This is a genomic window from Streptomyces sp. NPDC002911 (assembly GCF_053591835.1).
The window spans coordinates 501,942-528,278 of record NZ_JBSFUO010000002.1; the positions used below are offsets into that span (position 1 = coordinate 501,942).

The following is a 26,337-nucleotide window of genomic DNA, read 5'->3' on the forward strand; positions in this document are numbered from 1 at the left end:
GGAACGGCCTGCGCATCGGAGGAACGATGCGCAGGCCGTTTTTGCCGCCCACGTCAGCCCACCAGCTCCCGCACCACCGGAACCAGCGCCCTGAACGCCTTGCCGCGGTGGCTGATCGCGTTCTTCTCCGCAGGGGTGAGCTCCGCGCAGGTCCGGGTCTCGCCGTCCGGCTGGAGGATCGGGTCGTAGCCGAAGCCGTAGCCGCCGGCCGGGGTGTGGCGCAGGGTGCCCGTGAGGCGGCCCTCGACCACGCGTTCCGTACCGTCGGGGAGGGCCAGGGCCGCGGCGCAGGCGAAGTAGGCGCCACGGTGGGGGTCGGAGATGTCACCGAGCTGGGCGAGGAGCAGGTCCAGGTTGGCCTTGTCGTTGCCGTGGGCGCCGGCCCAGCGGGCCGAGAAGATGCCGGGGGCTCCGCCGAATACGTCGACGCAGAGGCCGCTGTCGTCGGCGATCGCCGGGTGACCGGTGGCCCGGGCCAGGGCGTGGGCCTTGAGAAGGGCGTTCTCGGCGAAGGTGACGCCGGTTTCCTTGACATCGGGGATGTCCGGGTACGCGTCCGCGCCGACGAGGTCGTGAGTCAGGCCCGCGTCGGCGAGGATCGCGTGGAGTTCGGTGATTTTCCCGGCGTTGCGGGTGGCGAGGATCAGGCGCGTCATACGTCGATTATCGCCGCATGGTCACGGGGTGCAGACTTTGCCGATCTCGGTGGCGGCGTCGGTGACCGGGGTGATGTCGGGGGTGGCGTCGCCCTTCTCGATGGACTCGCGGACGTTGGTGACGCCTGTCTGGAGGTCGTCGACGGCCTTGTTGAGGTCGGCGTTGTCCGTGGTGTCGCCGAGGTCCTTGAGTTCCTTGTCGATCTGGTCCAGGGATTCCGAGGCCTGCGTCGGGTCGTTGGAGGCGTCGGATATGGCCTGCTGGAGGCTGTCGACGCTGGTGGCGATGGCGTCGGCGGTCCGGACGCAGTCCATGGCCTTGTCGACGGCGGCGCAGCCGACGGCGGCCGTGAGGGTCAGCAGAGTGGCCGTGACGGCGAGTGCGGTGCGGTGGTGGCGCGAGGCCATGGTGCGGTCCCTCCCCGGGGGCGGATACGTGGACGGACGCACGGTTCGACCCGTGCGCCCGTACCCGTTACGACGCTGTGTGCTGCGTATTTGGTTGCTTCTTTACTCGCCGAGTGTACGGGCGAGTGCCTCTGCCTGGAGCTTGGCCAGGTCGGTGCAGCCGGTGGTGGCGAGGTCGAGGAGGGCGTTGAGTTCGTCGCGGTCGAAGGGTTCGGCCTCGGCGGTGCCCTGGACCTCGACGAAGCGGCCGTCGCCGGTGCAGACGACGTTCATGTCGGTGTCGGCGCGGACGTCCTCCTCGTAGCAGAGGTCGAGGAGGGGCGTGCCGTCGACGATGCCGACGCTGATCGCGGCGACGGTGCCGGTGAGGGGCTTGCGGCCGTGCTTGATGATCTTCTTCCCCTGGGCCCAGGCGACGGCGTCGGCGAGGGCGACGTAGGCGCCGGTGATGGCGGCGGTGCGGGTGCCTCCGTCGGCTTGGAGGACGTCGCAGTCGAGGACGATGGTGTTCTCGCCGAGGGCTTTGTAGTCGATCACTGCGCGCAGGGAGCGGCCGATGAGGCGGCTGATCTCGTGGGTGCGGCCGCCGATCTTGCCGCGTACGGATTCGCGGTCGCCGCGGGTGTTGGTGGAGCGGGGCAGCATGGAGTATTCGGCGGTGACCCAGCCCTCGCCGCTGCCCTTGCGCCAGCGCGGGACGCCTTCGGTGACGGAGGCGGTGCAGAAGACTCTGGTGTCGCCGAAGGAGATGAGTACGGAGCCTTCGGCGTGCTTGCTCCATCCGCGTTCGATGGTGACGGGGCGGAGCTGGTCGGGGGTGCGGCCGTCGATGCGAGACATGGCGTCGAGCCTATCGGCTGGCGGGGCGGGGTCCGTTCGGGTGGACCGTGCAGTAGGCCGTGGACGCGCCGCAGGCCCCGCTCCGGCCGGTGGGGCGGGGAGCGGGGCCTGCGGTGCGGACCTGGGTGGGGCCGGCCGGATCAGGCGGTCACATCATGTCTTCGATGTCGGCGGCGATGGGGTCGGCGTCGGTGCCGATGACGACCTGGATCGCGGTGCCCATCTTGACGACGCCGTGGGCCCCGGCAGCCTTGAGCGCGGCTTCGTCGACCTTGCTTGCGTCGTGGACCTCGGTGCGAAGGCGGGTGATGCAGCCTTCGATCTCGTCGATGTTCTCGATACCGCCGAGGCCGGCGACGATCTTCTCAGCCTTGCTGGCCATGTCCTTCTCCCTGGTCTGTGCGTGCGCGGGGCGGCCCACCATGGGTCCGTTCGTCACGGTAACGCACGGTTGGCCCAACTTCACGGGCGGGTATCCGCGCAGTACCCAATGATGACGATCACCGGCGCCCCGCCGTCCGGCGGGGCTCCGCACCGTATCGCAGCTGGTCTACACCAGTTTGAAACGACCGCCAGACCTGGCGTGTTCCGGGAGGATGCCGATGAGCGCCGACGCGGCGGCAGCACCGCAGCGGAAGTGGTGGAACGGGCCGGTCCAGGGGCTGCAGAAGGTCGGCCGGAGCCTGCAGCTGCCGGTGGCCGTCCTGCCTGCGGCGGGCCTTCTCGTCAGTCTCGGCAACCTCTTCGACTCGTATCTGGACGGTGCCTTCTGGAACAAGACGTCCAGGGTCCTGCTCAGCGGCGGAAACGCCATTCTGGACGGCACCGTCGGGCTCCCTCTGCTGTTCTGCATCGGCGTCGCAATCGGCTTCGCCAAGAAGGCGGACGGCTCGACGGCGCTGGCCGCCGTGGTCGGCTTCCTCGTCTACCGGGGGGTCCTGACGGCGTTCCCCGTCGACGGTTCCGTGACGAAGGCGCTCCCCGACGGCGTGCCTCAGAACCCGGGCGTCCTGGGCGGCATCCTGATCGGTCTGCTCACCGCGGTCGTGTGGCAGCGCTACCACCGTACGAAACTGGTCGACTGGCTGGGCTTCTTCAACGGGCGCCGCCTGGTGCCGATCCTGATGGCGTTCCTCTGCGTGATCCTGGGCGTGCTGTTCGGTCTGCTGTGGCAGCCCGTCGGTGACGCGCTGACGTGGTTCTCCAAGCAGCTGATCGATCTCGGCGCCTGGGGCGCGGCCATCTTCGGTTTCGCGAACCGGCTGCTGATCCCGATCGGCATGCATCAGTTCCTGAATACGTTCTTCTGGTTCCAGGCGGGCGAGTTCACCGGCGCCGACGGCAGGACCGTCCAGGGTGACATCTCCCGCTTCTTCGCGGAGGACCCCTCGGCGGGGCAGTTCACCTCGGGGTTCTTCCCCATCATGATGTTCGGCCTGCCCGCCGCGGCCCTGGCCATCGCGCACACGGCGCGGCCGGAGCGGCGCAGGGAGGTGGCGGGCCTGATGGTGTCCGTGGCGTTGACGTCCTTCGTGACGGGTGTGACGGAGCCGCTGGAGTTCTCGTTCATGTTCGTCGCGCCGCTGCTGTACGGCGTCCACGCGGTGCTGACCGGTGTGTCGATGGGGGTGACGTGGGCGCTGGGCGTGCACGCGGGGTTCAGCTTCTCGGCCGGGCTGATCGATTACGTCGTCAACTGGCACCTGGATACGAAACCGTGGCTGATCATTCCGATCGGTCTGTGTTTCGCCGTCGTCTACTACGTGATCTTCCGGTTCGCGATCACCAGGTTCAATCTCCAGACCCCCGGGCGCGAGCCCCGGGAGGAGGAGGAGAAGATTGAGGAGGACCTGACGAAGTAGGGCCTTCTCCGGCCCTCGCGCGGCCCTCGGACCTGATGGTCCGGGGGCCTTCGCCGTGTCACTCAGGGTGCTGGCATGACTACGCCGAAAACGGGGAGACAATTGCAGGTTCCTTATCCCACCCTCACCGTGCTAAAACTGGTCTACACCACTCGAGTGGTCCAGACCACGCGGCCGTTTCTGCCGCCGCGTTCCTGAGTCGCCGCCCCCCGATCACCTGTCCCCGGCGGCGCCTTGCCTACTGGAGGAAGTTGATGAGTACGGACACCGCTGCGGCGGCGGCTCCCGCGAAGAAGCGGGGCTCCGGCGTGTTCCAGGGCTTGCAGAAGGTCGGCCGCAGCCTGCAGCTGCCGATCGCCGTGCTGCCTGCGGCGGGCATCCTGCTGCGCCTCGGCCAGGCCGACGTGTTCGGTAAGGACGGACTCGGCTGGGACAGGGTCGCCGCGGTCTTCATGACCGCCGGTGACGCCGTCTTCGCCAACCTGCCGCTGCTCTTCTGCATCGGCGTCGCGATCGGTTTCGCGAAGAAGTCCGACGGATCGACGGCGCTCGCCGCCCTGGTCGGCTTCCTCGTCTACCAGAACGTCCTCAAGGCGTTCCCCGTCACCGAGGCCAAGGTCCAGGCCGGGGCCGACATAGCCGCGACCTACAACGACCCGAAGGTCTTCGGCGGCATCATCATGGGCCTGATCTCGGCTGTCGTCTGGCAGCGGTACCACCGCACGAGGCTGGTCGACTGGCTCGGCTTCTTCAACGGCCGCCGCCTCGTCCCGATCCTCATGGCCTTCATCGGCACGGCGATGGGCGTCGTCTTCGGTCTGGTCTGGGAGCCGATCGGCAACGTCATCACCGACTTCGGCGAGTGGATGACGGGCCTGGGTGCCGTCGGCGCCGGAATCTTCGGGCTGGTCAACCGCGCCCTGCTGCCGGTCGGCATGCACCAGTTCGTGAACACGGTCGCCTGGCAGGAGATCGGCAGCTTCAAGGACTCGGCCGGCGCCCTCTGGCACGGCGACCTGAACCGCTTCTTCCACGGTGACCCGACCGCCGGTCAGTTCATGTCGGGCTTCTTCCCGATCATGATGTTCGCCCTGCCGGCCGCCGCTCTGGCCATCGCCCACGCCGCCCGGCCGGAGCGCCGCAAGGCCGTCCTCGGCATGATGATGTCGCTGGCGCTCACCTCGTTCGTCACGGGTATCACGGAGCCGATCGAGTTCGCGTTCATGTTCATCGCACCGGTGCTGTACGCGATCCACGCGGTGCTCACGGCCATCTCGATGGCCCTGACCTGGGCCCTGGGTGTGCACCACGGCTTCACCTTCTCGGCCGGGGCGATCGACTACTTCCTGAACTGGAACCTGGCCACCAAGCCCTGGATGATCATCCCGATCGGTCTGGTCTTCGCGGCGATCTACTACGTGGTCTTCCGCTTCGCCATCGCGAAGTTCAACCTCACCACCCCGGGCCGGGAGCCCGAGGAAGAGGTCGAGGACCTCACCAAGGCGTAAGCCCTGGGCAACGTACGACGCAGCCTCACGCACGAGCCCCACCTCCCGCGCGGGAGGTGGGGCTTGTGCGTGACCGGGGCCCTAGACCACGTAGACCGCGCCGGGGACGGCGAGCTCGACCGGGCCTTCGTACACCTCGCGTGCGTCGGCGAGGTTGCGTTCGGCGTCCGTCCACGGCGGGATGTGGGTGAGGACGAGGCGTCCCGCTGCGGCGCGTGCGGCGTACTCGCCTGCTTCGCGGCCGTTGAGATGGAGGCCCGGAATGTCCTCCTTGCCATGGATGAACGATGCTTCGCAGAGGAACAGATCGGTGCCTTCGGCGAGTTCTGCCAGCGCCTCGCAGGTGCCCGTGTCGCCGGAGTACGTGAGGGCGCGCCCGTTGTGCTCGACCCTGATGCCGAAGGTGTCGACGGGGTGGCAGAGCTTCTCCGTGCGGACCGAGAAGGGGCCGATCTCGAAGGAGCCGGACTTCAGCGTGTGGAAGTCGAAGACCTCGCCCATCGCGTGGTCGGACGGGGTGTCGGCGTGGGCCGTGGTGAGCCGCCGCTCGGTGCCTTCGGGGCCGTACACGGGGATCGAGGCGGGGCGTCCGCCGTCGAAGCGGTAGTAGCGGACGACGAAGTACGCGCACATGTCGATGCAGTGATCGGCATGAAGGTGACTGAGGAAGATGGCGTCGAGGTCGTAGAGACCTACATGGCGCTGCAGCTCGCCCAGGGCGCCGTTGCCCATGTCGAGGAGCAGCCGGAAGCCGTCGGCCTCTACGAGGTAGCTCGAGCATGCCGAACCCGCGGACGGGAACGAGCCGGAGCAGCCGACGACGGTGAGCTTCATGGAGCGTGAACCTCCGAGACATGGGAACGGGGAGGGTTCGTGCGGTCCGTCGAGCGTAAGGCGCGAAACCCCTGGTCGCTCCTCCGCGGCCTGCCGTTGTGGGGGAACTCACCTGTGCTGTCACCGGTTCGATGGAAGGCCTGGTGTCGCCGGGCGCCGGTACGGTCGGGACATGAACACGTGGTGGTGGGTGGCTCTGGCCGCCGTTGTGCTGTTGGCGCTCGTGGCGACGGTCTCCGATGCGCGGGGCCGGGGCGGGCGCGGGCCGCGGCGGCCGGGCGGGCGGGCGCGTCCGCCGGGGCGCGCTCCGGAGCGGAAGAGGGGGCGGCAGCATGGGGAGCCCAGGCCGGGGGAGATCTGGTGGGCGGATGTGCCGTACGAGGACGGGCCGGGGTCCAAGGACCGGCCGTGTCTCGTGCTGTCGGTGCGGGGCGGTACGGCGGTCGTCGCCAAGATCACCAGCAGGCGTCATGAGGATCGGCCTGGGGTGATCGCGCTGCCGTCGGGCGCGGTGGGGGACGCGCGGGGCCGCCGGAGTTTCCTGGAGACGGACGAGGTGCGGGAGGTCGCGGTGTCGGGGTTCCGCCGGAAGGCGGGCGAGCTCGACACGGGGTTGTGGCGACGGGTGCGCGGGCCGAGGTGAACGCGCGGGAGGCGCGGGGCGGGATGTTCTCCCGCTCCGCGCCTCCCGGCTGAAGGCCCGTCAGGCCCAGAGCTGGCCGTGCAGGGTTTCGATGGCGGCTTCTGTCGTGGGTGCGGTGTAGACGCCCGTCGACAGGTACTTCCAGCCGCCGTCCGCGACGACGAAGACGATGTCCGCGGACTCGCCCGCCTTGACGGCCTTGCGGCCGACACCGATGGCGGCGTGGAGTGCGGCGCCGGTGGAGACGCCCGCGAAGATGCCCTCCTGCTGGAGGAGCTCCCGGGTGCGGGTGACGGCGTCGGCGGAGCCGACGGAGAAGCGGGTGGTGAGCACGGAGGCGTCGTAGAGCTCGGGGACGAAGCCCTCGTCGAGGTTGCGCAGTCCGTAGACGAGGTCGTCGTAGCGCGGTTCGGCGGCGACGACGCTGATGCCGGGCTTGTTCTCCCGGAGGTAGCGGCCGACGCCCATGAGGGTGCCGGTGGTGCCCAGGCCTGCCACGAAGTGCGTGATGGAGGGCAGGTCGGTGAGGATCTCCGGGCCGGTGGTGGCGTAGTGGGCGCCGGCGTTGTCCGGGTTGCCGTACTGGTAGAGCATGACCCAGTCGGGGTGCTCGGCGGAGAGCTCCTTGGCCACGCGCACGGCGGTGTTGGAGCCGCCTGCGGCGGGGGACGAGATGATCTCGGCGCCCCACATGGTGAGCAGGTCGCGCCGCTCCTGCGAGGTGTTCTCCGGCATGACGCAGACGATGCGGTAGCCCTTGAGCCTGGCCGCCATGGCGAGCGAGATGCCGGTGTTGCCGCTGGTGGGTTCGAGGATGGTGCAGCCGGGTGTCAGACGGCCGTCCTTCTCCGCCTGCTCGACCATGTGGAGCGCGGGGCGGTCCTTGATCGAGCCGGTGGGGTTGCGGTCCTCCAGCTTGGCCCAGATGCGGACGTCCGCGGACGGGGACAGCCGTGGAAGGCGGACCAGGGGGGTGTTGCCCACGGCCGCCAGCGGGGAGTCGTACCGCATCAGCGCATGCCGCCGGCGACGGCCGGGAGGATGGTGACGTTGTCCCCGTCGGTGAGCTTGGTGGAGATGCCGTCGAGGAAGCGGACGTCCTCGTCGTTGAGGTAGACGTTCACGAAGCGGCGCAGCTGGCCGCCGTCGACGATGCGCTCACGGATGCCGTTGTGGCGGCTCTCCAGGTCGACGAGGAGGTCGGCGAGGGTCTCCCCGTTGCCTTCGACGGCCTTGGCGCCGTCGGTGTAGGTGCGGAGGATGGTCGGGATGCGGACCTCGATGGCCATGGCGTGGGCTCCTGTCGAAAGCGGGGAGGTGGCGGGGGCGCGCGTTCGCGCCCCGGCGCGGGGGTGGTGCGTACGTGATGACGCGCGGACCGCGGCTCAGGCCGTGCGGTTCACGGGCAGGCGACAGCCGGACACATCGCGCTGGACAGCCTGCACAGGTCGACGTGCAGCCGCGCCACGAGCAGCATGCCCGGCGTCTTTTCGCTCACGTCATGGGGAACCATGCGCTCATCGTATCGATTCCCCACCCGGAATCCGGAGTGTGATCCCACATCGTGGATGTTGGGCGTTCGCCATGTGGACATTCGGGTGGGGTCCGGTGCGTCCGGAGCCGCTCCCGGGCGTCAGGCGGCCGTGGGGTAGGCCTCGACGACCTCGACGTCTTCCTCGGTGATCTCGCCGTCCACGATGCGGTACGAACGGAACTGGAAGGGTCCCGCGTCGTCGGTGTCCGCGGTGGAGACCAGCACGTAGTGGGCGCCGGGCTCGTTGGCGTAGGTGAGGTCGGTGCGGGAGGGGTACGCCTCGGTCGCGGTGTGGGAGTGGTAGATGATCACCGGCTCCTCGTCGCGGTCGTCCATGTCGCGGTAGAGCTTCAGCAAGTCCGCGGAGTCGAACTCGTAGAACGTCGGCGAGCGCGCGGCGTTGAGCATGGGGACGAAGCGTTCGGCGCGGCCCGTGCCGGCCGGGCCGGCGACCACGCCGCACGCCTCGTCGGGGTGGTCCGCGCGGGAGTGCGCGACGATCTGGTCGTAGAGCGCCTGGGTGATGGTCAGCATGGCGCCCAGGATAAGCATCCGGGCCCTCCCGTACCGAAGAGTGGTACGGGAGGGCCCGGATGCGGGACAGGGCCGTTGGGGCGGCCGGTGTCCCGGAGGCGCCGTGGCGCGGGTCAGCGCTTGGCGAAGGCGGTGTTGTCGGGGTTGCGAGCCTTGAGCACCAGGTAGGAGACGCCGAGGATCAGACCCCATACCGGTGCGCAGTACAGCGAGATCCTCGCGTCCTTGTCGATGGCCATCATGACGATGACGAGGCCGATGAACGCCAGGGCGAACCAGCTGCTGAAGGGCGCCCCGGGTGCCTTGAAGGTGGACTGGGGCAGTTCGCCGCGGTCGGCCTTGGCGCGGAAGCGGATCTGGCAGATCAGGATCATGATCCAGGCCCACATGCCGGAGATGGTCGCGAAGGAGACGACGTAGTTGAACGCCTCGCCCGGCCACTGGTAGTTGATCCAGACGCCGACGAGCATCAGCGCGGCGGAGAACGTGGTGCCGGCCAGCGGGAGTCCGTTCCTCGTCAGCGCGGTGAAGGCCTTGGGCCCCTGCCCGTTGAGCGCGAGGTCCCGCAGCATGCGCCCGGTGGAGTACATGCCGGAGTTGCAGGAGGAGAGCGCGGCCGTGAGCACGACGAAGTTGACGATCGCGGCGCCGATGCCGAGGCCCATCTCTTCGAACGCGGCGACGAACGGCGAGACGCCGGGCTTGAAGGTGCTCCACGGGACGACCGAAAGGATCATGATCAGCGCGCCGACGTAGAAGACGGCGATGCGCCACGGCACGGTGTTGATGGCCTTGGGCAGGACGGTCTTCGGGTCCTTGGACTCGCCGGCGGTGACGCCGACCAGCTCGACGGCGAGGAACGCGAACATGACGAACTGGAGGGTCATCAGCGTGCCGCCGATGCCTTCGGGGAAGAAGCCGCCGTCATTCCACAGGTTGGCGACGGTCGCGGTGTCACCGGCGTCGGAGAAGCCGATCGTGAGCACTCCCGCACAGATGAGGATCATGCCGATGATCGCGGTGACCTTGACCATGGAGAACCAGAACTCGAGCTCACCGAAGAGCTTCACCGAGATCAGGTTGGCGCCGTACAGAATGACGGTGAACACCAGCGCGGACAGCCATTGCGGAATATCCCACCAGTACGTCATGTAGGTGGCGGCGGCGGTGACTTCGGTGATCCCGGTGACGACCCAGAAGAGCCAGTACGTCCAGCCGGTGACGAATCCGAAGAAAGGGCCGAGGAATTCGCGTGCGTACTCCGAGAAGGAGCCGGACACCGGGCGGTACATGAGCAGTTCGCCCAGGGCACGCATGATGAAGAAGATGACCAGGCCCGCGATGGCGTACGCCAGGATGAGGCTGGGTCCGGCTCTGTCGATGGCTTTGCCGGCGCCGAGGAAGAGCCCCGTGCCGATGGCTCCGCCGATGGCGATCATCTGGATCTGACGGGCTCCCAGGCCACGCTGGTAGCCCTCACCCGCCGGGGCGTCGACGGCCTCCGGGCCGTCCTCCTGCCCCTTGTCGAGCTGCGCCGATGTCATGGTGGTGCGCCTTTCTCCACGCCGATCCGCGCCGTCGTCGGCGTCGGATCAGGTCCCGATCCCCCCGGATATGGATGGAGTGCCGCCGGCGTTCGGCCGGCTGTCAGCGCCCCCGGGGACAGGGGTGGCATCCCCGGGCGGTCGTGGAAGATTTATCACGGGCGCCGGGTGAGACCGACGGCCATTATGTGGCGCACACCACAGGAAAAAGCGGACAAGGGTTTCCAGGCACTGCAAAGAAGGCCATTCAGGTGACAGGATCGTTATTCGGATTTGAGCATCCGTTGAGCGAATACACCGGGCCGACCGGATCTCAGTCGGGCATCAGTGCCTCGACGAGTGTTTCCTGCAGTGCGCCGAGCCAGAGGTAGGCCATCACCATCGGCTTGCGCGGATCACTGTCGGGGAGACGGTAGAGCGAACCGCCCGTCCCCTCGTCCTCGTCGGACACCTCCAGGCGGGTGCCGATAGTGAGCCGGAGGTCGTTGAGGGACCCCAGCCAGCTGTGGCACTCGCCCGAGGTGAGGCTGAGCACCGCACCGCTGTCCGCCACGGGTGAGAGCGCGTCCAGCGTCCGTACGACGGCGAGGGCGTCCTCGCGCTTGCGGGTGCGCAGGTCGTTCTCGGTGAAGCGGCGGAATTCGGCGGACGCCTCGCGCAGCTCCTTGTCCCCGTTCCCGTACGCCTCGGGGAAGAGCCGGGCCAGGGCAGGATCGGAGGGCGGCTCACTGGGCCCTTCGGCGAAGAGGGCGGCGAGCGGATCCTCGTCGGCGGCGGGTTCGTCGCCGGGCCCGATCAGCTCGAGCAGCTGGACGGCGAGGGAGCGCAGGATCTCGATCTCGACCTCGTCGAGCGCGACGGCCGCGCCGCCGCCTGGGGTGGCCTCGAAGTGGCCGGCCATGAATTCTCCGATGGTGGGTCGGACGGAGGGGCAGCGGAGGGTCAGTTGCGGTCCTGGGTCAGGGTCGCCCAGAGCCCGTAGCCGTGCATGGCCTGGACGTCGCGCTCCATCTCCTCGCGGCTGCCGCTGGAGACGACCGCGCGGCCCTTCTGATGGACGTCGAGCATCAGCTTGTGCGCCTTGTCCTTGGAGTAGCCGAAGTAGGCCTGGAAGACATACGTCACATAGCTCATGAGGTTGACCGGGTCGTTGTGCACCAGCGTCACCCAGGGGACATCGGGCTCAGGGACGGCGAAGGTCTCCTCGGCCGATTCGGGACGTTCGATCTCTACGGGGGCAGCAACGCTCACCTACCCCATGCTGCCACCAGGAAGGGTCCAGCGCATAAACGGAGGCCACATCTCGTCACTTTGACGAATAGGGGGTAGCATCGCCGACATGAACTCAGCGGACCTTGGGCGACGGGTCGGTGTCCCGTCGACGGCGCTCTTCACCGACCAGTACGAGCTCACGATGGTGCAGGCCGCACTGAAGGCCGGCACCGCGGACCGGCGCTCCGTCTTCGAGGCCTTCACCCGCCGCCTGCCGGAGGGGCGGCGCTACGGCGTCGTCGCCGGCATCGGGCGGGTGCTGGACGCGGTGGAGAACTTCCACTTCGACGACGAGATGCTCACCTTCCTCCGTGACCAGCACCTCGTGGACGGGCCCACCGTCGACTGGCTGGCCGACTACCGGTTCGGCGGCGACATCTGGGGCTACCCGGAGGGCGAGGTGTACTTCCCGGGCTCGCCGCTCCTGCGGGTCGAGGGCTCCTTCGCCGAGTGCGTACTGCTGGAGACCGTGATCCTGTCGATCCTGAACCACGACTCGGCGATCGCCGCCGCCGCGTCCCGGATGTCGTCCGCCGCGCAGGGCCGCCGGCTGATCGAGATGGGCGCGCGGCGCACACACGAGCTGTCGGCGGTGGCGTCGGCCCGCTCCGCGTACATCGGCGGCTTCCACAGCACCTCGGACCTGGCGGCCGGCTTCCGGTACAACATCCCGACCGTCGGGACGAGCGCGCACGCCTTCACCCTCCTGCACGACAGCGAGCGGGACGCCTTCCGGGCGCAGGTCGACTCACTGGGCCGGGGGACCTCGCTGCTGGTCGACACGTACGACGTGACCGAGGCCGTCCGTACGGCGGTGGAGATCGCGGGACCGGAGCTCGGCGCCGTGCGCATCGACTCGGGCGACCTGCTGCTCGTCGCGCACCGGGTCCGGCAGCAGCTGGACGAGCTGGGGGCCACGGAGACGAAGATCGTGGTGACCTCCGACCTCGACGAGTACGCCATCGCCTCGCTGGCCGCCGCGCCGGTCGACACCTACGGGGTGGGCACGCAGCTGGTCACCGGGAGCGGGCACCCGACGTGCTCCATGGTCTACAAGCTGGTGGCACGCGCACGGTCCGCCGATCCGGCCGATCCGCTGCTGCCGGTGGTGAAGAAGTCGCTGGGCGCGAAGTCGTCGAGGGGCGGCCGCAAGTGGGCGGCACGCCGGCTGGACGAGGCCGGGGTGGCCGAGGCCGAGGTGATCGGCACCGGTGACGTCCCGGCGGAGCTGGCGGACCGGCAGATGCAGGTGCGGCTGGTCAGGGGCGGCGAGGTGGTCGGCCGGGAGCCGCTGGAGGCCGCGCGGGAGCGCCACGTCGCGGCGCGGGCCGGACTGCCCATGTCGGCGATGCAGCTGTCCCGGGGGGAGCCGGTGCTGCCCACGGAGTACGCGTGAGACGGCGCCGGAACCGGTCCCGCCCGATCGGGCGTGTCGGAGGGAGAGCCGACGTGTGCGCGCCCTCCCGCCGGGTACGTCCAGTCTCTAGGCTGAACAGTGTCCCCACCGTCCGCCTCCGCGTCACCCGCCGAACCCCCACCGAAGGACAACCCCCATGCATCGCGCCTTGATCGTCGTTGACGTTCAGAACGACTTCTGCGAGGGCGGCAGCCTCGCGGTGGCGGGCGGCGCCGATGTCGCCGCCGCCATCACCGACCTGATCGGTGAGGCCCAGCCGGGCTACCGCCACGTCGTGGCCACCCGTGACCACCACGTCGACCCGGGTGACCACTTCTCCGAGGCACCCGACTTCGAGCACTCCTGGCCGCCGCACTGCGTCGCCGGTACGGAGGGCGTGGGCTTCCACCCCAATTTCGCCCCTGCCGTGGCCTCCGGCGCGATCGACACAGTCTTCGACAAGGGGGCGTACGCCGCGGCGTACAGCGGCTTCGAGGGCGTCGACGAGAACGGCACCGGGCTCGCCCAGTGGCTGCGGGAGCGGTCCGTCACCGCGGTCGACGTCGTCGGCATCGCCACGGACCACTGTGTGCGGGCCACCGCCCTGGACGCCGCCCGGGAGGGCTTCACCACGCACGTCCTGCTGGACCTGACCGCCGGCGTCGCCGAGGGAACCACGGAGCGGGCCCTGGCGGAGCTGCGGACCGCCGGCGTGCAGCTGTCGGGCAAGCCGGCGGTCTGACCCGGCCGCCCGGGTTCGGCTGTCCACCCCTCCCGGGCGCTCAGGCCGCCGGGCGGGCCGGTCCCTCGTAGCCGGAGGACCTCAGCAGCGCCCGTATCGGGTGCCAGAGCTCCTGGCCGGTCTGGGCCGCCGTACGCCAGAGCAGCCCGTCCGGATGGTGCAGGACCGCCGTGATCTCGTCCGGGGTGGGCGGCTGCGCGTTGCCCCTGAGGTAGACGGCGCGCAGTCCGAGGTTGCGCAGCCTGGTCAGGGCGCGCGCCCGGTTCGCCGCGTGCACCAGCACCCGTACCGGCGCTTTGGGGCCGGATCCGCCGAGCGGACCGTTCAGAGTCAGTGCCACCACCACGGTGCCGGTGGGCAACCTGCAGAAACCTCCGCCTGCCATGCTTCGCGCTCCCCCGTAAGACTTCGTGTCAATAAGGTCCGGTGGGACGCACCTAAACACGATCGGCCGCCGCCCGCCAGAGGGCGACGGCCGATCATGCTTCGACCTGCGGGTTCACCGGCTACTTGGTCGAGGGGCCGACCTTCACGGTGATCGTCGAGCCGCTGAGCGGCTCGTTCACGAGGGAGATCCGGGTGTTGGTGTCAGTGACATCGACGCTTCCGGTCGGGTTCTCCTCGTACCAGTACGTCCCCTTGCGGTCGTCGAAGACCGGGACACCCAGCGACGGCTTGATCTTCAGCGGCTCGTCCGCGTTGTGCAGCGTGAAGCCCTTGTTCGGGTACCAGCTGAACGGTGCGTCGAAGGGCTGGATCTTGTTGCGCAGGAGCGAGCCGTCCGCCCACGTCAGCGGCTTCGCGTGCGAGTCCACCGGCAGGATCAGGCCCTGCCCGGGGTGGACGGAGGTGTTGTTGTCCTTCTGGGAGGTGTCCCAGAGCCACACCATCAGACCGTTCTGGTAGGCGTAGTGCTCGACCCAGTCCGGGCGGGTGGTGGAGAAGCCGAAGTTGTACGGGCCGACCTCGAGGGTCCTGTCGTACGAGACGTACTGGCGGTTCTCGGCGATGTAGTACTGCGGGTAGTCGTGGGTGAACGACTCACCGATCCGCGAGAAGCCCTTGGCCGTCCAGCCGTTGTCGTCGCCCTCGGCGTCGTCCGTGAAGAGCGCGGCCCCGTCGGCGGTGACGGTGATGGCGTCGGCCGCGAAGCCCCTGCCGCCCGCGCCGCCGTCCGTCTGGTAGCGGAAGCGGACGTCGACCTTCTTGCCCGCGTAGGCGTCCAGCGGGAAGGAGAGCTTCTTGTACGCGCCGGAGACGTCCGTCAGGGCCGGCTTGTCGCCGGCGTCACGCGGGATGGCCCGGCCGTCGGCCGTACCGTCGATCGCGGTCCAGCTGGTACCGCCGTTCTCCGACACCTCGGTGTAGAGGTAGTCGTAGTCGGCCTCGATGTCGTACCAGCCGGAGAGGTCCAGCGAGGCGGACGTTCTGCCGGTGAGGTCGACCGAACGGGTGAGGGTGTTCGCCAAGTCGTCACCCATGTCGCTCCACCACTGCTTCGAGCCCTCGGCGGGCTTCGTGACCGTGGTGGTGACGGCCTTCTCGGGCAGCTCGACGACGAGCGCCTGCTTGTTCTTGGTGTTGTACTCCGCGACACCCAGCTTGTGGGTCGAACTGGTGGCGGCCTTGGCCGTGTCGTAGTCGAGCCAGCCCAGCTGGAGCTTGTCCCAGGCGGTCATGTCGCCGGGGAGGTTGCCTATCTCCCCGTCGCCGGTGCCGAGCCAGGAGCCCGCCGACATCAGGGACCAGAAGCCGACGGAGTTCTCGCCGCCGCCGGAGGTGTCGTACAGGTCCGGGAGGCCGAGGTCGTGCGCGTACTCATGGGCGAAGACGCCCAGGCCGCCGTTCTCGGGCTGCGCGGTGTAGTCGCCGACCCAGATGCCCGTATCGCCGATCTCGGCGCCACCGGCCTTGTTGCCCTCCGGACCGGTCGCGCCCGCGTTGGTGCCGTACGCGTACCAGCGGTGCGCCCAGAGGGCGTCGGTGCCCTGAGCGCCGCCGCCCGCCGACTCGTCCTCGCCGGCGTGGACCAGCTGGAAGTGGTCGATGTAGCCGTCGGGCTCGTTGAAGTCGCCGTCACCGTCGAAGTCGTAACGGTCCCACTCGTCGTACTGCGAGAGGTCGGCCTTGATCTGGTCCAGGGTGCGGCCCTTGGTTTTCTGGTCGGTGACCCAGGCGTTCACGCCGTCGCGGACGGTGTCCCAGACGTTGGCGCAGTTGGTCGAGCCGCAGTAGTTGGAGCCGTAACGGGCCTCGTTGTAGGGGAGCTTCACCCAGTCCGAGACCTCGCCGTCGACGGAGTAGCGCCCGGAGGACGTCTTCTCGTAGTACGTCTTCAGCGAGTCCTTGCCCTTGCCCTCACCGAAGTAGAGGTCCTGGAAGTGGGCCTGGTCGTAGTCGGCCTGCCAGGCGGTGCTGTTGTCCTTCGCCGGGTCGGGCTCGGCTATCTCGTTGTGCAGCGGGCCGGGTGTGCCGCCGTACTTCTCGACGGGCGGCTTCGGGCCGTCGCCGTCGGGGTCGAACATCGTGGTGTCGTCGACCTGATCGCCGAACTCCACGAGAATGGTGAAGATCTTGTCGGTCTTCTCGCGGCCGAGCTCGACGTACTTGCTCCTGCCGAGCTTGACGACCTTGGAACCGCTTTTGGCGGTCACCTTCTTGTCACCGGACAGGACCTGCTGCAGCGCGGCCTGACGCTGTGCGTCCTGCTCCTTACTGAAAGGCCCTTCCAGATCGTGCTCGTGCGCCTTGGCCGGCGCGGGATCGCGCCGGTCCACGATGGATGCGCCCGCTTCCGGCGTCCTGTCGTCCGCCTGCGCCGTGGCGAAGGCTGATGCCGACGCGGCGGTGGCGGCCAGGCACACGGCTACGGCGGTGGCGCGTAGCGCCCGTCTCTGAGTGGTCACTTGATGCAGTCCTCCCCGGCGTTCGCGTCCGCGGCCAGGGGATGAATTCGGGGCCGCGCGCTTTCAACGCGTCACAAGTGACGACATTCGATCGGAGTTATGAGAGAAAAGACAGGTCTTGACTTGCGCACACCAAGTGCATTATGTGGAAGTCCTCTTCCGGTATCCGAACAAGGCTCCGGCCGGCCGGGCCGGCAACCGGCGCGCCGACCACTCATGCCGGCAACAGCGTGACTCCGTGCGCCCCCTGTGCACCGGTACCGTGGGTTAGCTCACGCTTACTACCCGTTCCTCACGGGCATCCACCGACATAGAGTCGATCGACCGTGCGAACGCGTCGAAAGACTTCCCTGTCCGACACCCCGAGGACGGATACCGCCATGCCGCGTCCCACTGCCGCACAGTTCTCCTACGGTTCGGCCACCGTCGTCGTCTCCGCCCTCGCCATGCTGCTGCTGTTCCGCACGGAACCGGGCATCGGTGTCGCCGCCGTCGGCACCGCGGCACTGGCGCTCGGCCTGCTGGTGGCCCTGGCCCTGCCGGCCCGTACGAAGCCGACCCGTCAGCAGACGGCCCGGATGGTGACGCCACCGCCCACCGCCGCCCGTACGCACCGCACGATAGAGAACATCGAGATCGCCGCCGCTCAGCGGGCACGCGTCGGCGAGCACTCGCTGCGCCGCTGACCACCCGCCACTCACGGGACGCTGACGACCACGGTCTTTCCTGCCTTGTCCTGCAGCCCCTGCCGGTAGGGCTTGTCCGTGAACATCAGCACGATGTTGATGAGCCACCACAGACAGGGGCAGCACAGCAGCGCCGGGAGCCAGAGCACCACGGCCCGCATCAGCGAGGAGCTCGTATCGGGGACCGAGCCGTCGTTGAGCATCGCGACGCGCATCTTCAGCAGCCGCTTGCCGAGCGTCCGGCCGTCCTTGTGGGTGAAGTACGTGTCGTAGCCGACGTAGACCACCAGGCCGATCAGCGACCACACCAGCTGGTGACCGGAGTAGGTGTTGCCGATGGCGTTGCCGAAATCGTCGTTGCCGTCGTCCGACGAGACGTCGACCGGCCCGCCGAAAGGCAGCGAGATCAGATACAGCGGGATCGAGATGATGAGGAAGTCGATCAGCCGCGCCAGGATGCGCTTGCCCGGTTCGGCGAGCGGCGGCATGCCCGCCAGCGGATCCGCGCCGCCATAGGGACCCCCGCCACCGTACGGGTCGTGCGGGGGCGGGGGCGGGGGCGGCCCGCTGCCGTAGGGCGAACCGCCGTGGGGAGGCGGAGGCCCCTGCGGCGGCCGCTTCGAGAAAGGGTCGTCGGGCGACGGAGGCGGTGGTTCGTTGGTCATGGGGGCAGTGCACCCCGGCCCACGAAGGCCCGCAACGGCTGAGGTCCCTTCGGGGGACGGGGGCGGCAGCACACGGGCGTACGAGCCGCGTCCGGCCCGCAGCCCTCAGTGGGAGCCGGCTATGGCCTGGGGCCGGCAGCGGGACCTACCGCTCGGAGAACTCCCGGCCCGTCGTTGTTCCTCCCCGCATCAGCTCTTCAAGGCGTAGAAGGCCATCGGGGAATTCGGTTCGAAACCGATGCGTGGGTACACGGGCGCGCCGGCGGCGGTCGCGTGCAGGGTCGCACGGGTCAGGCCGGTGACCTGGCCCCCCTCGTACAGCGCCTTACGCGTCACCGCTTCGCCGTAGCCCTTGCGCTCCCACGCCGGGGCCGTGGCGACGAGCACGACGAAGAGCCGGCCGACCACCTCCACCGTCGCCGCGCACGTCACCGGCACGCCGTCCCGCATGCCCAGGTAGGCGTGTACCCGGTCCTTCCACAGCGCGGAGCCGACGAGCCCGTCGCGGCCGTCCTCCAGGGGGAAGCCGTAGGCGTGGGAGTTGAGGTCGGCGTATGCCCGCAGGTGTTCGTCGGTGGTCACACGTACGAACGTCAGGTCGGGGTGGGCCGGTTCGGGGAGAGGCAGCAGGTCTCCGGCCATACCGGTGCCGGGAAAGGCGTGTTCGAGGCCCGCCTGCTCGGCTGCCGTCCCGAGTGCCGCGCGCGCCTCCTCGGTGAGGAGGTCCTCGAAGACCCACAGGAACCCCGGCCGTTCCTTGGCGCGCATGATGTCCGCCACCTGGCCCAGCCGTTGCCGCACGAGCTGCGGGTCCGCGCCGACGTCGGTCAGGGTGACGCAGTTCCAGAAGGCGAACCGGGAGTCGGCCCACCGGACGGCGATGCCCGGAAGGTCGCGCACATCCGCGGCCGCGTCCCGGTCGAGCACCATCTCTCGCCAGCCCACGACAAGTTGCTCCATCGACTCGATCGCATCCGCGAGATCCTGCACCAGGGCTCCTTATGGGCGTAGTACCGGGGGAAACTGCCGGTCCGAGCGCGGGGCGCTCACCCGGCGGGAGCGGTCGGCTCCTGGCGCGCGAAACCCGTCAGCCCGCGACGAAGGTGCGTGCCGCCTTGTCGTGCCAGCACTGGCGCCACGGGCGGTCGATGAGGCACCAGAGGACGTTGAGCACACCGACGACGACCAGGCCCAGCACCCCGTACACCAGCCAGCGGCGCAGTGCGGCGCCCAGGCTCGGTGCGTCGTGGGACTCGATGTCCCGCACCTCGAGACCGCACAGCTTCTTGCCCAGCGTGCGACCCCACTTGGCGGTGGGCACGGCCTCCAGGACGAAGCCGAGAATCAGGAAGGCGGCGATCACCCCGCCGAACAGTCCGGCCGTGGTGGCGTCCAGGAGCCAGACGGTGACCGTCTCACCGGAGGTCTTCGCCGCTTCGATCTTCTGGTCGATGTGATCCGTCGCCTGCGTGACCAGCGGGAAACCGATCGCGCCGACGAACGCGCCGAGGACGACCGTGTCGAGGAGCCGGGCGGCCAGCCGCTTGCCGAGCCCGGCGGGCCTGGCGGAGGCCTGGGAGCGGGCGAGCTGCTGGAAGGGGTCGTCCACCGGTGGCTTCCAGGGCACGACGGGCTGCTGCTGCTCGGGTCCGACGCCGTGCTGCGCGGGCACCGGGCTCTGCTGCTGGGGCCGGGGCTGCTGCTGGGGCCGGGGCTGCTGCGGGTGGGCCGTCCGCTCGGGCTGGGCGAGCTGGTGGGCCTGGTGCGGCCAGCCCGCGGACCCGCCGCCGGGGCCCGGTGTCACAGGTGTGACCAGCCCTGAGGGCTGTGCCTGCGGCGGGGTGGGCGACGGGGCGGGAGCCAGGGGCTGCGGGGTGGCGGGCGGCACGGCGCGGATCGCCATCGTGCCGTCGGCGGGGGCGGGCCCTGCCTCGCGTGGGCGCGGCGGGCGGGAGGCGGCACCGGGGCCCACCGCGCGGATCGTGACCGTACCGTCGGCCGGCGGGCGGTTGCTGCCGCTCCCGGGCCGGTCGACGCGGATGGCGACGGTGCCGTCGGTCACCTCGTCGTTGCCGTCCCGCATCACGGGCAGGGCACCGCGCGCCGGGTCCGGGGCGTCGGGGCGCCGCGGATCGGCGGGCGCCTGCTCGGCGGGCGCGAGGTCCGCCGGGGCGGAAGCGGCCGGCGGTGTCGCGGACGGTGCTTCGGCTCCGGGGGTACGCGGGTCCGGGCCACCCCAGGAGACTCGGTCGTCGCGTTCGCCGCCGAAGCCGGTCTGCCGCGAGGTGTCGGCCTGCCAGGCGGTCGCCGGCCTGGGCCGGCCGGGGGCCACGTCCACCTCACCGCCGCCCGCTCCACCGTCCCGGCCGGCCGCCGTGTCCGTCCCGTCGGCCCCGCCCGCCTCGTCGAGGTACATCGGCCCGGTCTCGTCCACCGGGGCCGGCCGGGGAGGGGCCGCGTCGGCCGCCGGGGCGGGTGGTGTCGTGGGTGTCGTCGTCCCCTGCGGGGGCGCGGGCCGGCTCGTGCCGGGGACCCACGAAGCCCCGTTCCAGTACCGGACGTATCCGGGAATGGACGGGTCGGGGTAGTACCCCTCGCGGGGGCTTTCATCACCGGGTGCCGGGGTTGGGGCGCTCATCACCGTGGTCCCGTATCTCTTCGAGGCCTCAATACAAGGGTCCACATCTATCAGACAGCCGAGCAGCCCCGTACCGGTCCTGCCGTTCGGACCACTTTCAAAGTCCCGGGAAGTTCTCCTGGGAAGTCGCGTCATAGACGTCCGGGAGGGCGCTCTCTCCTTGTGCGGACCGGTCACAGGACCGGCCCCTACGAGCATCGGAAGGTCGTGCACCCTCATGCAGAACGCCGTGGAACGCGAGCTGGAAGTGAAGCTGGTCCTGTCGCCCGAGCGGTCCGTCCCCGTACCCGCCCGGCTGTCCTACTTCACCGACGACCCGTACGCCGTGCACATCACGTTCCACATCGGCTCCGAGGCGCCCGTGCACTGGACGTTCGCCCGTGAGCTGCTGGTGGAGGCGGTGTTCCGGCCGTGCGGGCACGGGGACGTACGGCTCTGGCCCACCAAGGCCGAGGGCCGGGCCCTCATCTGCGTCGCGCTCACGTCACCCGACGGCAACGCCCTTCTGGAGATGCCGTCGGCCGCCGTGTCCGCCTGGGCGGAGCGCACCCTGCGGGTGGTACCGCCGGGGACCGAGGGCGCCCTGCTCGGACTGGACGGGGCCCTCGCCGAGCTGCTCACCCCGCTGCCGGCCGACGACCTGTGGCTGAGCGACCCCTGGTCGCAGGACGAGCCGCAGGACGGCGAGGCCTGAGCGGTGGGCGCGGCCGTCAGAAGAGCTTGCCGGGGTTGAGCAGCCCGAGCGGGTCGAAGGCGGCCTTGATGCCGCGCTGCAACTCGACGCCCACTTCGCCCAGTTCGCGGGCGAGCCATTCCTTCTTCAGTACGCCGACGCCGTGTTCGCCGGTGATGGTTCCATCCAGTTCGAGGCCCAGTGCCATGATCTCGTCGAAGGACTCACGGGCCCTGCGGGACTCGTCGGCGTCCGTGTGGTCGAAGCAGACGACGGGGTGGGTGTTGCCGTCGCCCGCGTGGGCGCAGACACCGATGGTGAGCCCGAACTTCTCGGCGATCGCGGCGGTCCCTTCGATCATCGCGCCCAGCCGGGAGCGCGGCACGCACACGTCGTCGATCATCGTGGCGGACTTGACGGTCTCGAGGGCGGGGAGGGAGAGCCGGCGGGCCTGCAGCAGGAGTTCGGACTCGGCCGCGTCGTCGGCGGGCACGACCTCGGTGGCGCCTGCCGCGGTGCACAGTTCCCCGACGGCGGCGAGGTCGGCCGCCGGGTCGGGCGTGTCGAAGGCGCAGAGCAGCAGCGCCTCGGTGCTTTCGGGGAGGCCCATGGACGCCATCGCGTTGACGGCACGCACCGTTGTACGGTCCATCAGTTCGAGGAGTGACGGAGTGTGTCCGCGCTCCATGATCCGGCACACCGCGTCGCACGCGGCGGCCGCGGAGGGGAATTCGGCGGCGAGCACGAGCTGCTGCGGCGGCTGGGGCCGCAGCGCGAGGACGGCCTTGACCACGATGCCGAGGCTGCCCTCCGAACCGACGAAGAGCCGGGTGAGGTCGTATCCGGCGACGCCCTTCGCGGTGCGCCGCCCGGTGTTCAGCAGCCGCCCGTCGGCCAGGACGACCTCCAGGCCCAGGACGTATTCGGCGGTGACGCCGTACTTCACGCAGCACAGCCCGCCGGACGCGGTGCCGATGTTGCCGCCGATCGTGCACATCTCCCAGCTGGACGGGTCCGGCGGGTAGTACAGCCCGTGCTCGTTGACGGCGCGGGACAGCGTGGCGTTGATGACGCCCGGCTCGACGACCGCGATCCGGTCGACCGGACTGATCTCCAGGATCCGGTCCATCCGCACCAGGGAGAGCACGATGCAGTCCTCGGAGGCGTTGGCCGCTCCCGAGAGGCCCGTCCGCGCACCCTGGGGGACGACGGGCACCCGCAGGGCGGTGGCGGTCCGCATGACGTGCTGGACTTCCTCGACCGTGCGCGGCAGCACCACCACGGCGGGGGTACCCGCGTCGCAGAAGCTCGCCATGTCATGGGCGTACGAGGCAGTGACGTCGGGATCCGTGATGAGCGCTTCGGCCGGAAGTCCCGCACGCAGTCGTTCGAGAAGATCGTCCATCATCCAAGCGTGGCACTCAGGGCCAATGGTGTGAACCCGTCTGCGCCAGCGTTCGTCCAGCGCGATGCGATCTTCGTACTGCCGCAGAGTGATGGCCATGGATGCCAAGCCGCAGCAGAACCCGGAGCCGCCCCCCTCCACCCTGCCGCCCCAGGGTGCGACGTCCGTTCCACCGCTCCCGACGCCGATGCGCACCACGTTGCGGAGGGCGGCCTTCGGCGCGATCGTCGGCGCCGTGCTCGTGACCGGTGCGGTGATCGCCGTACCGGACGGCGCCGAGGAGGCCGCGCGTCCCGCGCCGGGACCCGTGGCGGGACCCGTGGCGGGACCCGTGGCGCGGGCCGAGGCCGCGGCGGCTGCCGGTTCCCCCGCCTCCCTGTCCGACCTGACGGCCCTGATCGGCGACCGGCAGAAGTGGGTGGAGACCCATCCTTCGGACGCGCCGTCCTGGGCGGTGCTCGGTACGGCGTACGTGGAGTGGGGGCGGCGGTCGGCGGACGCGGCGTACTACACCCGGGCCGAGCAGGCCCTCCAGCGTTCGCTGGACGCCCAGCCGGGTGAGCGCGGAAACGCGGAGGCCTGGGTGGGTCTCGGGGCGCTCGCCAACGCCCGGAACGATTTCCTCGCCGCGAAGAAGTGGGGTGAGACGGTCCGCGCGCGTGAGCCGAAGAACTGGACGGTGTACCCGGTGCTGATCGATGCGTACAACGGCCTCGGCGAGTACGCGGCGGCGAACAAGGCGACGGAGAAGTTCGGCACTTTGCGCAAGGGTGCCCCCGCCCTCGCCAGGGCCTCCGAGATGTACCGCAACCAGGGCTGGCGCGAGGACGCCCTGGCCACCGCCCAGGAGGCGGCGGACCGCGCCACCGCTCCGGCCGCGAAGGCGGCGGCCCTGCACCGCCTCGGGGACCTCGCCGCGGAGCGCGGGGAGCCGGCGGAGGCCCTCGCGCGGTACGACGCCGCCCTGCGCACCGACCGCGATCACCTCGCCTCCCTCGCGGGGCGGGCCCGCGCGCTGGTGGCCCTGGACCGCACGGACGAGGCACTGGCGGACTACCGGACGGTGACGACGAAGCTGCCCCGCCCCGGGTACGTGCTCGAACTGGGCGAGCTGTTCGAGTCACTGGACCTGGACGGTGACGCCCGCACCCAGTACGCGAAGCTCCGCGACCTCCTCACGCAGGCGAGATCGGCCGGGGTCGACGAGTCGCTGACCGAGGCTCGCTTCGAGGCCGACCACGGCGACCCGGAAGCGGCGGTGGAGCTGATGCGCGCCGAGTGGACGGCGCAGCGCCGCAGTGCGGCGGTGGCCGACACACTGGCCTGGTCGCTGCACCGGGCGGGCCGGAGCGAGGAGGCTGTGCAGTACGCGGAGCGGGCGGTGGACAGCGGCGTACGGGACGCCCTGTACGCCTACCACCTGGGCGTGATCGAGAGGTCGCTCGGCCAGGACGGCCCGGCCCGCAGACATCTGGAGGAGGCCCTCCGCACGAACCCGGGCTTCTCACCGCTGGCCGCGCCGCTGGCGCAGGAAGCCCTGGACACCCTGGGTGATCTGCCGACGGGCGGGCCCGCGGACATGCAGCCGCCGGCCCCGGAGCCCTCCGCCGGGCCGGAGCCTTCCCCGGACGCCTCACCGGAGGCCTCTCCGGAGGCCTCACCGGAAACCTCCCCGGAAACCTCACCGGAGGCCACAGAGGAGGCCACAGAGGAGGCCACGGGGTCGGCAGCCCCGTCGTCGCAGGCGAAGCCCGGCGCCACGGCGGCCTCGTGACCGCTTGCGGGAGGGGGGCCTTCTCCCAGCCGGGGGAAGGCCCCCTCCGCGTTGTGACTACAGGTTGCCGCGCTTCTCCTGCTCGCGCTCGATCGCTTCGAACAGGGCCTTGAAGTTGCCCTTGCCGAAGCCCATCGAGCCGTGCCGCTCGATCATCTCGAAGAAGACCGTCGGGCGGTCCTGGACCGGCTTGGTGAAGATCTGCAGCAGGTAGCCGTCCTCGTCGCGGTCGACGAGGATCTTCAGCTCGCGCAGCGTCTCGACGGGCACGCGGGTCTCGCCCGCCCACTCCCCCAGGGTGTCGTAGTACGAGTCGGGGGTGTCCAGGAACTGGACGCCGGCCGCCCGCATCGCCTTCACGGACGCGACGATGTCGTTCGTGGCGAGCGCGATGTGCTGGACGCCCGCGCCGCCGTAGAACTCCAGGTACTCGTCGATCTGCGACTTCTTCTTCGCGATCGCCGGCTCGTTGATGGGGAACTTCACCTTCAGCGTGCCGTCGGCGACGACCTTCGACATCAGGGCGGAGTACTCGGTGGCGATGTCGTCGCCGACGAACTCCTTCATGTTGGTGAAGCCCATGACCGTGTTGTAGAAGGTCACCCACTCGTTCATCCGGCCCAGCTCGACATTGCCGACGCAGTGGTCGATGGCCTGGAAGGTCCTCTTGGCAGCCGGCTCGACGATCGGCTCCGCGGCCGTGTAGCCGGGGAGGTAGGGCCCGTCGTAGCCGCCGCGCTCGACCAGCGTGTGGCGGGTCTTCCCGTACGTCGCGATGGCGGCCAGGACGACCGTGCCGTGCTCGTCCTTGACCTCGTGCGGCTCGGTGACGCCCCGCGCGCCGTGTTCGACGGCGTACGCGTAGGCCGCGCGGGCGTCGGGGACCTCGATCGCGAGGTCGACCACGCCGTCGCCGTGCGCGTGCACGTGGTCGGCGAGGAACGTGCCCCATTCGGTGGACGCCTTGATGACGGAGGTGAGGACGAAGCGGGCGGAGCCGTTGGTCAGGACGTAACTCGCTGTCTCGCGGCTGCCGTTCTCCGGTCCTGAGTAGGCGACGAGCTTCATGCCGAAGGCGGTCGAGTAGTAGTGCGCCGCCTGTTTGGCGTTGCCCACCGCGAAGACCACCGCGTCCATTCCCTTGACCGGGAAGGGATCGGCCTGCCGGGCGGTGTCGGGCGTGGTGGTGTGCACAGTCTCAGTCATGTCCGAAGGTTCCCGCCGCTTCGCAAGGTGCGCAACCGTTCGCCGATCCACTGGTCAATCTGTGCGACCTGCCGCCAAGATGGGCGGGCTGTCTGTACAGGCTGACCATCGGGAGGCGGATCATGGCGATCGATCGACTGGACGGCCGGCTCATCGTGCTGCTCGCCCGTGAACCCCGCATCGGCGTACTCGAGGCGTCACGGCGGCTCGGGGTGGCGCGCGGGACGGTGCAGGCGCGGCTGGACCGGCTTCAGTCCAATGGCGTCATTCGCGGCTTCGGCCCCGACGTGGACCCGGCGGCTCTCGGCTACCCCGTCACCGCTTTCGCCACGCTGGAGATCAAACAGGGCCAAGGCAGCGCCGTGAGGGCCCATTTGCGTGGCGTGCCCGAGGTGCTGGAACTGCACACCACGACCGGCCACGGGGACATGCTCTGCCGGCTCGTGGCCCGCTCGAACGCCGATCTCCAGCGGGTGATCGACCTGGTCGTCGGCTTTGATGGCATCGTCCGGGCCTCCACGGCGATCGTCATGGAAAACCCGGTGCCCCTGCGTATTATCCCGCTGGTTGAGCAGGCTGCAGAGGACACCGACTGAGCCTAGGGAGCAACA

At 69.8% G+C, this 26,337-nt stretch carries 28 protein-coding genes; 9 read left to right on the forward strand and 19 right to left on the reverse strand.

All coding sequences use genetic code 11. The features are described from left to right. Positions 1–53: 53 nt before the first annotated feature. From rdgB to ACWD04_RS05190, 4 genes are all read right to left on the reverse strand, one after another. On the reverse strand, positions 54–656 hold the full coding sequence (gene rdgB / locus ACWD04_RS05175; RefSeq protein ID WP_451128253.1) for an RdgB/HAM1 family non-canonical purine NTP pyrophosphatase: 603 nt from the start codon (positions 654–656) through the stop codon (positions 54–56). 21 nt (positions 657–677) lie between these two features. Continuing rightward, positions 678–1,064, reverse strand: a complete 387-nt coding sequence (locus tag ACWD04_RS05180) for a hypothetical protein (protein WP_451128255.1) — start codon at positions 1,062–1,064, stop codon at positions 678–680. A 102-nt stretch (positions 1,065–1,166) separates the two neighbouring features. Further along, positions 1,167–1,904: a ribonuclease PH gene (rph, locus tag ACWD04_RS05185; RefSeq protein WP_451128257.1), complete on the reverse strand. Its 738-nt coding sequence runs from the start codon at positions 1,902–1,904 to the stop codon at positions 1,167–1,169. A gap of 148 nt (positions 1,905–2,052) precedes the next feature. Next, a complete protein-coding gene (locus tag ACWD04_RS05190; RefSeq protein WP_451128401.1) occupies positions 2,053–2,328 on the reverse strand; it encodes a glucose PTS transporter subunit EIIB in 276 nt (91 codons plus the stop codon). Between the two features lie 178 nt (positions 2,329–2,506). On the opposite strand from ACWD04_RS05190, the gene ACWD04_RS05195 reads away from it, so the two are divergent. Then, positions 2,507–3,766 (forward strand): PTS transporter subunit EIIC, encoded by a 1,260-nt coding sequence (locus ACWD04_RS05195; RefSeq protein WP_451128259.1) that lies wholly within the window; start codon positions 2,507–2,509, stop codon positions 3,764–3,766. 254 nt (positions 3,767–4,020) lie between these two features. After that, positions 4,021–5,274, forward strand: coding sequence for a PTS transporter subunit EIIC (locus ACWD04_RS05200; RefSeq protein ID WP_451128261.1), 1,254 nt, complete (start codon positions 4,021–4,023; stop codon positions 5,272–5,274). Positions 5,275–5,355: 81 nt separating this feature from the next. Here ACWD04_RS05200 and ACWD04_RS05205 read toward each other — a convergent pair whose 3' ends face one another. Beyond that, a complete protein-coding gene (locus tag ACWD04_RS05205) occupies positions 5,356–6,108 on the reverse strand; it encodes an MBL fold metallo-hydrolase (protein WP_451128263.1) in 753 nt (250 codons plus the stop codon). A 172-nt stretch (positions 6,109–6,280) separates the two neighbouring features. Between ACWD04_RS05205 and ACWD04_RS05210 the strand changes: the two genes are divergently transcribed. Next, positions 6,281–6,751, forward strand: coding sequence for a type II toxin-antitoxin system PemK/MazF family toxin (locus tag ACWD04_RS05210; protein WP_451128265.1), 471 nt, complete (start codon positions 6,281–6,283; stop codon positions 6,749–6,751). Positions 6,752–6,811: 60 nt separating this feature from the next. Here the strand turns inward: ACWD04_RS05210 and ACWD04_RS05215 are convergent, their stop codons facing one another. The 7 genes from ACWD04_RS05215 to clpS all read right to left on the reverse strand — a co-directional run bounded on the left by ACWD04_RS05215 (position 6,812) and on the right by clpS (position 11,614). Further along, positions 6,812–7,762 (reverse strand): PLP-dependent cysteine synthase family protein, encoded by a 951-nt coding sequence (locus ACWD04_RS05215; protein WP_451128267.1) that lies wholly within the window; start codon positions 7,760–7,762, stop codon positions 6,812–6,814. Then, complete coding sequence (locus ACWD04_RS05220) at positions 7,762–8,040, reverse strand: MoaD/ThiS family protein (protein WP_451128269.1); 279 nt, start codon at positions 8,038–8,040, stop codon at positions 7,762–7,764. The genes ACWD04_RS05215 and ACWD04_RS05220 overlap by 1 nt, the downstream gene beginning before the upstream one ends. Before the next feature lie 110 nt (positions 8,041–8,150). After that, positions 8,151–8,264, reverse strand: a complete 114-nt coding sequence (locus ACWD04_RS05225; protein ID WP_359464731.1) for a putative leader peptide — start codon at positions 8,262–8,264, stop codon at positions 8,151–8,153. Positions 8,265–8,384: 120 nt separating this feature from the next. Continuing rightward, positions 8,385–8,819: a Mov34/MPN/PAD-1 family protein gene (locus tag ACWD04_RS05230; RefSeq protein WP_451128271.1), complete on the reverse strand. Its 435-nt coding sequence runs from the start codon at positions 8,817–8,819 to the stop codon at positions 8,385–8,387. Positions 8,820–8,932: 113 nt separating this feature from the next. Further along, a complete protein-coding gene (locus ACWD04_RS05235; RefSeq protein ID WP_451128273.1) occupies positions 8,933–10,363 on the reverse strand; it encodes an amino acid permease in 1,431 nt (476 codons plus the stop codon). 313 nt (positions 10,364–10,676) lie between these two features. Next, positions 10,677–11,264 carry a DUF2017 domain-containing protein gene (locus ACWD04_RS05240; RefSeq protein ID WP_451128275.1) on the reverse strand — a complete coding sequence of 196 codons (588 nt, stop codon included), beginning with the start codon at positions 11,262–11,264 and terminating at the stop codon, positions 10,677–10,679. A 41-nt stretch (positions 11,265–11,305) separates the two neighbouring features. Beyond that, complete coding sequence (clpS, locus tag ACWD04_RS05245) at positions 11,306–11,614, reverse strand: ATP-dependent Clp protease adapter ClpS (protein ID WP_031100168.1); 309 nt, start codon at positions 11,612–11,614, stop codon at positions 11,306–11,308. A gap of 88 nt (positions 11,615–11,702) precedes the next feature. Here clpS and ACWD04_RS05250 point away from each other — a divergent pair, with 88 nt between their 5' ends. Beyond that, on the forward strand, positions 11,703–13,031 hold the full coding sequence (locus tag ACWD04_RS05250; protein ID WP_451128278.1) for a nicotinate phosphoribosyltransferase: 1,329 nt from the start codon (positions 11,703–11,705) through the stop codon (positions 13,029–13,031). 157 nt (positions 13,032–13,188) lie between these two features. Continuing rightward, positions 13,189–13,773, forward strand: a complete 585-nt coding sequence (locus tag ACWD04_RS05255; protein WP_451128280.1) for an isochorismatase family protein — start codon at positions 13,189–13,191, stop codon at positions 13,771–13,773. Between the two features lie 40 nt (positions 13,774–13,813). Here the strand turns inward: ACWD04_RS05255 and ACWD04_RS05260 are convergent, their stop codons facing one another. After that, positions 13,814–14,158 carry a hypothetical protein gene (locus ACWD04_RS05260; RefSeq protein ID WP_451128282.1) on the reverse strand — a complete coding sequence of 115 codons (345 nt, stop codon included), beginning with the start codon at positions 14,156–14,158 and terminating at the stop codon, positions 13,814–13,816. A gap of 121 nt (positions 14,159–14,279) precedes the next feature. Then, positions 14,280–16,679 carry an immune inhibitor A domain-containing protein gene (locus ACWD04_RS05265; RefSeq protein WP_451128284.1) on the reverse strand — a complete coding sequence of 800 codons (2,400 nt, stop codon included), beginning with the start codon at positions 16,677–16,679 and terminating at the stop codon, positions 14,280–14,282. 380 nt (positions 16,680–17,059) lie between these two features. On the opposite strand from ACWD04_RS05265, the gene ACWD04_RS05270 reads away from it, so the two are divergent. After that, a complete protein-coding gene (locus tag ACWD04_RS05270; RefSeq protein ID WP_451128286.1) occupies positions 17,060–17,365 on the forward strand; it encodes a hypothetical protein in 306 nt (101 codons plus the stop codon). An 11-nt stretch (positions 17,366–17,376) separates the two neighbouring features. Here ACWD04_RS05270 and ACWD04_RS05275 read toward each other — a convergent pair whose 3' ends face one another. From ACWD04_RS05275 to ACWD04_RS05285, 3 genes are all read right to left on the reverse strand, one after another. Further along, a complete protein-coding gene (locus ACWD04_RS05275; protein WP_451128288.1) occupies positions 17,377–18,030 on the reverse strand; it encodes an RDD family protein in 654 nt (217 codons plus the stop codon). A gap of 189 nt (positions 18,031–18,219) precedes the next feature. Continuing rightward, on the reverse strand, positions 18,220–19,020 hold the full coding sequence (locus ACWD04_RS05280; RefSeq protein WP_451128290.1) for a GNAT family N-acetyltransferase: 801 nt from the start codon (positions 19,018–19,020) through the stop codon (positions 18,220–18,222). 97 nt (positions 19,021–19,117) lie between these two features. Further along, positions 19,118–20,668 (reverse strand): RDD family protein, encoded by a 1,551-nt coding sequence (locus ACWD04_RS05285; RefSeq protein WP_451128292.1) that lies wholly within the window; start codon positions 20,666–20,668, stop codon positions 19,118–19,120. 217 nt (positions 20,669–20,885) lie between these two features. Here ACWD04_RS05285 and ACWD04_RS05290 point away from each other — a divergent pair, with 217 nt between their 5' ends. Then, positions 20,886–21,362 carry an SsgA family sporulation/cell division regulator gene (locus ACWD04_RS05290; RefSeq protein WP_451128294.1) on the forward strand — a complete coding sequence of 159 codons (477 nt, stop codon included), beginning with the start codon at positions 20,886–20,888 and terminating at the stop codon, positions 21,360–21,362. 16 nt (positions 21,363–21,378) lie between these two features. Here ACWD04_RS05290 and ACWD04_RS05295 read toward each other — a convergent pair whose 3' ends face one another. After that, complete coding sequence (locus ACWD04_RS05295; RefSeq protein ID WP_451128296.1) at positions 21,379–22,746, reverse strand: FAD-binding oxidoreductase; 1,368 nt, start codon at positions 22,744–22,746, stop codon at positions 21,379–21,381. Positions 22,747–22,843: 97 nt separating this feature from the next. On the opposite strand from ACWD04_RS05295, the gene ACWD04_RS05300 reads away from it, so the two are divergent. Then, complete coding sequence (locus ACWD04_RS05300; RefSeq protein WP_451128298.1) at positions 22,844–24,520, forward strand: tetratricopeptide repeat protein; 1,677 nt, start codon at positions 22,844–22,846, stop codon at positions 24,518–24,520. A 57-nt stretch (positions 24,521–24,577) separates the two neighbouring features. On the opposite strand, the gene hppD is transcribed toward ACWD04_RS05300, so the two are convergent. Further along, complete coding sequence (gene hppD / locus ACWD04_RS05305) at positions 24,578–25,726, reverse strand: 4-hydroxyphenylpyruvate dioxygenase (RefSeq protein WP_451128300.1); 1,149 nt, start codon at positions 25,724–25,726, stop codon at positions 24,578–24,580. 122 nt (positions 25,727–25,848) lie between these two features. Between hppD and ACWD04_RS05310 the strand changes: the two genes are divergently transcribed. Further along, positions 25,849–26,322, forward strand: a complete 474-nt coding sequence (locus ACWD04_RS05310) for an Lrp/AsnC family transcriptional regulator (protein ID WP_451128302.1) — start codon at positions 25,849–25,851, stop codon at positions 26,320–26,322. Positions 26,323–26,337: the final 15 nt, after the last annotated feature.

Bases quoted from the DNA above. Each gene is read 5' to 3' on its own strand.
- ACWD04_RS05205 (WP_451128263.1), bottom strand. From the start codon at position 6,108: ATGAAGCTCACCGTCGTCGGCTGCTCCGGCTCGTTCCCGTCCGCGGGT.
- ACWD04_RS05220 (WP_451128269.1), bottom strand. From the start codon at position 8,040: ATGGCCATCGAGGTCCGCATCCCGACCATCCTCCGCACCTACACCGAC.
- hppD (WP_451128300.1), bottom strand. From the start codon at position 25,726: ATGACTGAGACTGTGCACACCACCACGCCCGACACCGCCCGGCAGGCC.
- ACWD04_RS05190 (WP_451128401.1), bottom strand. From the start codon at position 2,328: ATGGTGGGCCGCCCCGCGCACGCACAGACCAGGGAGAAGGACATGGCC.
- ACWD04_RS05290 (WP_451128294.1), top strand. From the start codon at position 20,886: ATGCAGAACGCCGTGGAACGCGAGCTGGAAGTGAAGCTGGTCCTGTCG.
- ACWD04_RS05225 (WP_359464731.1), bottom strand. From the start codon at position 8,264: ATGGTTCCCCATGACGTGAGCGAAAAGACGCCGGGCATGCTGCTCGTG.
- ACWD04_RS05285 (WP_451128292.1), bottom strand. From the start codon at position 20,668: ATGAGCGCCCCAACCCCGGCACCCGGTGATGAAAGCCCCCGCGAGGGG.
- ACWD04_RS05275 (WP_451128288.1), bottom strand. From the start codon at position 18,030: ATGACCAACGAACCACCGCCTCCGTCGCCCGACGACCCTTTCTCGAAG.
- ACWD04_RS05295 (WP_451128296.1), bottom strand. From the start codon at position 22,746: ATGGACGATCTTCTCGAACGACTGCGTGCGGGACTTCCGGCCGAAGCG.
- ACWD04_RS05230 (WP_451128271.1), bottom strand. From the start codon at position 8,819: ATGCTGACCATCACCCAGGCGCTCTACGACCAGATCGTCGCGCACTCC.
- ACWD04_RS05250 (WP_451128278.1), top strand. From the start codon at position 11,703: ATGAACTCAGCGGACCTTGGGCGACGGGTCGGTGTCCCGTCGACGGCG.
- ACWD04_RS05240 (WP_451128275.1), bottom strand. From the start codon at position 11,264: ATGGCCGGCCACTTCGAGGCCACCCCAGGCGGCGGCGCGGCCGTCGCG.
- rph (WP_451128257.1), bottom strand. From the start codon at position 1,904: ATGTCTCGCATCGACGGCCGCACCCCCGACCAGCTCCGCCCCGTCACC.
- ACWD04_RS05215 (WP_451128267.1), bottom strand. From the start codon at position 7,762: ATGCGGTACGACTCCCCGCTGGCGGCCGTGGGCAACACCCCCCTGGTC.
- ACWD04_RS05235 (WP_451128273.1), bottom strand. From the start codon at position 10,363: ATGACATCGGCGCAGCTCGACAAGGGGCAGGAGGACGGCCCGGAGGCC.
- ACWD04_RS05300 (WP_451128298.1), top strand. From the start codon at position 22,844: ATGGATGCCAAGCCGCAGCAGAACCCGGAGCCGCCCCCCTCCACCCTG.
- ACWD04_RS05200 (WP_451128261.1), top strand. From the start codon at position 4,021: ATGAGTACGGACACCGCTGCGGCGGCGGCTCCCGCGAAGAAGCGGGGC.
- ACWD04_RS05255 (WP_451128280.1), top strand. From the start codon at position 13,189: ATGCATCGCGCCTTGATCGTCGTTGACGTTCAGAACGACTTCTGCGAG.
- rdgB (WP_451128253.1), bottom strand. From the start codon at position 656: ATGACGCGCCTGATCCTCGCCACCCGCAACGCCGGGAAAATCACCGAA.
- ACWD04_RS05310 (WP_451128302.1), top strand. From the start codon at position 25,849: ATGGCGATCGATCGACTGGACGGCCGGCTCATCGTGCTGCTCGCCCGT.
- ACWD04_RS05180 (WP_451128255.1), bottom strand. From the start codon at position 1,064: ATGGCCTCGCGCCACCACCGCACCGCACTCGCCGTCACGGCCACTCTG.
- ACWD04_RS05195 (WP_451128259.1), top strand. From the start codon at position 2,507: ATGAGCGCCGACGCGGCGGCAGCACCGCAGCGGAAGTGGTGGAACGGG.
- ACWD04_RS05260 (WP_451128282.1), bottom strand. From the start codon at position 14,158: ATGGCAGGCGGAGGTTTCTGCAGGTTGCCCACCGGCACCGTGGTGGTG.
- ACWD04_RS05270 (WP_451128286.1), top strand. From the start codon at position 17,060: ATGCCGCGTCCCACTGCCGCACAGTTCTCCTACGGTTCGGCCACCGTC.
- ACWD04_RS05210 (WP_451128265.1), top strand. From the start codon at position 6,281: ATGAACACGTGGTGGTGGGTGGCTCTGGCCGCCGTTGTGCTGTTGGCG.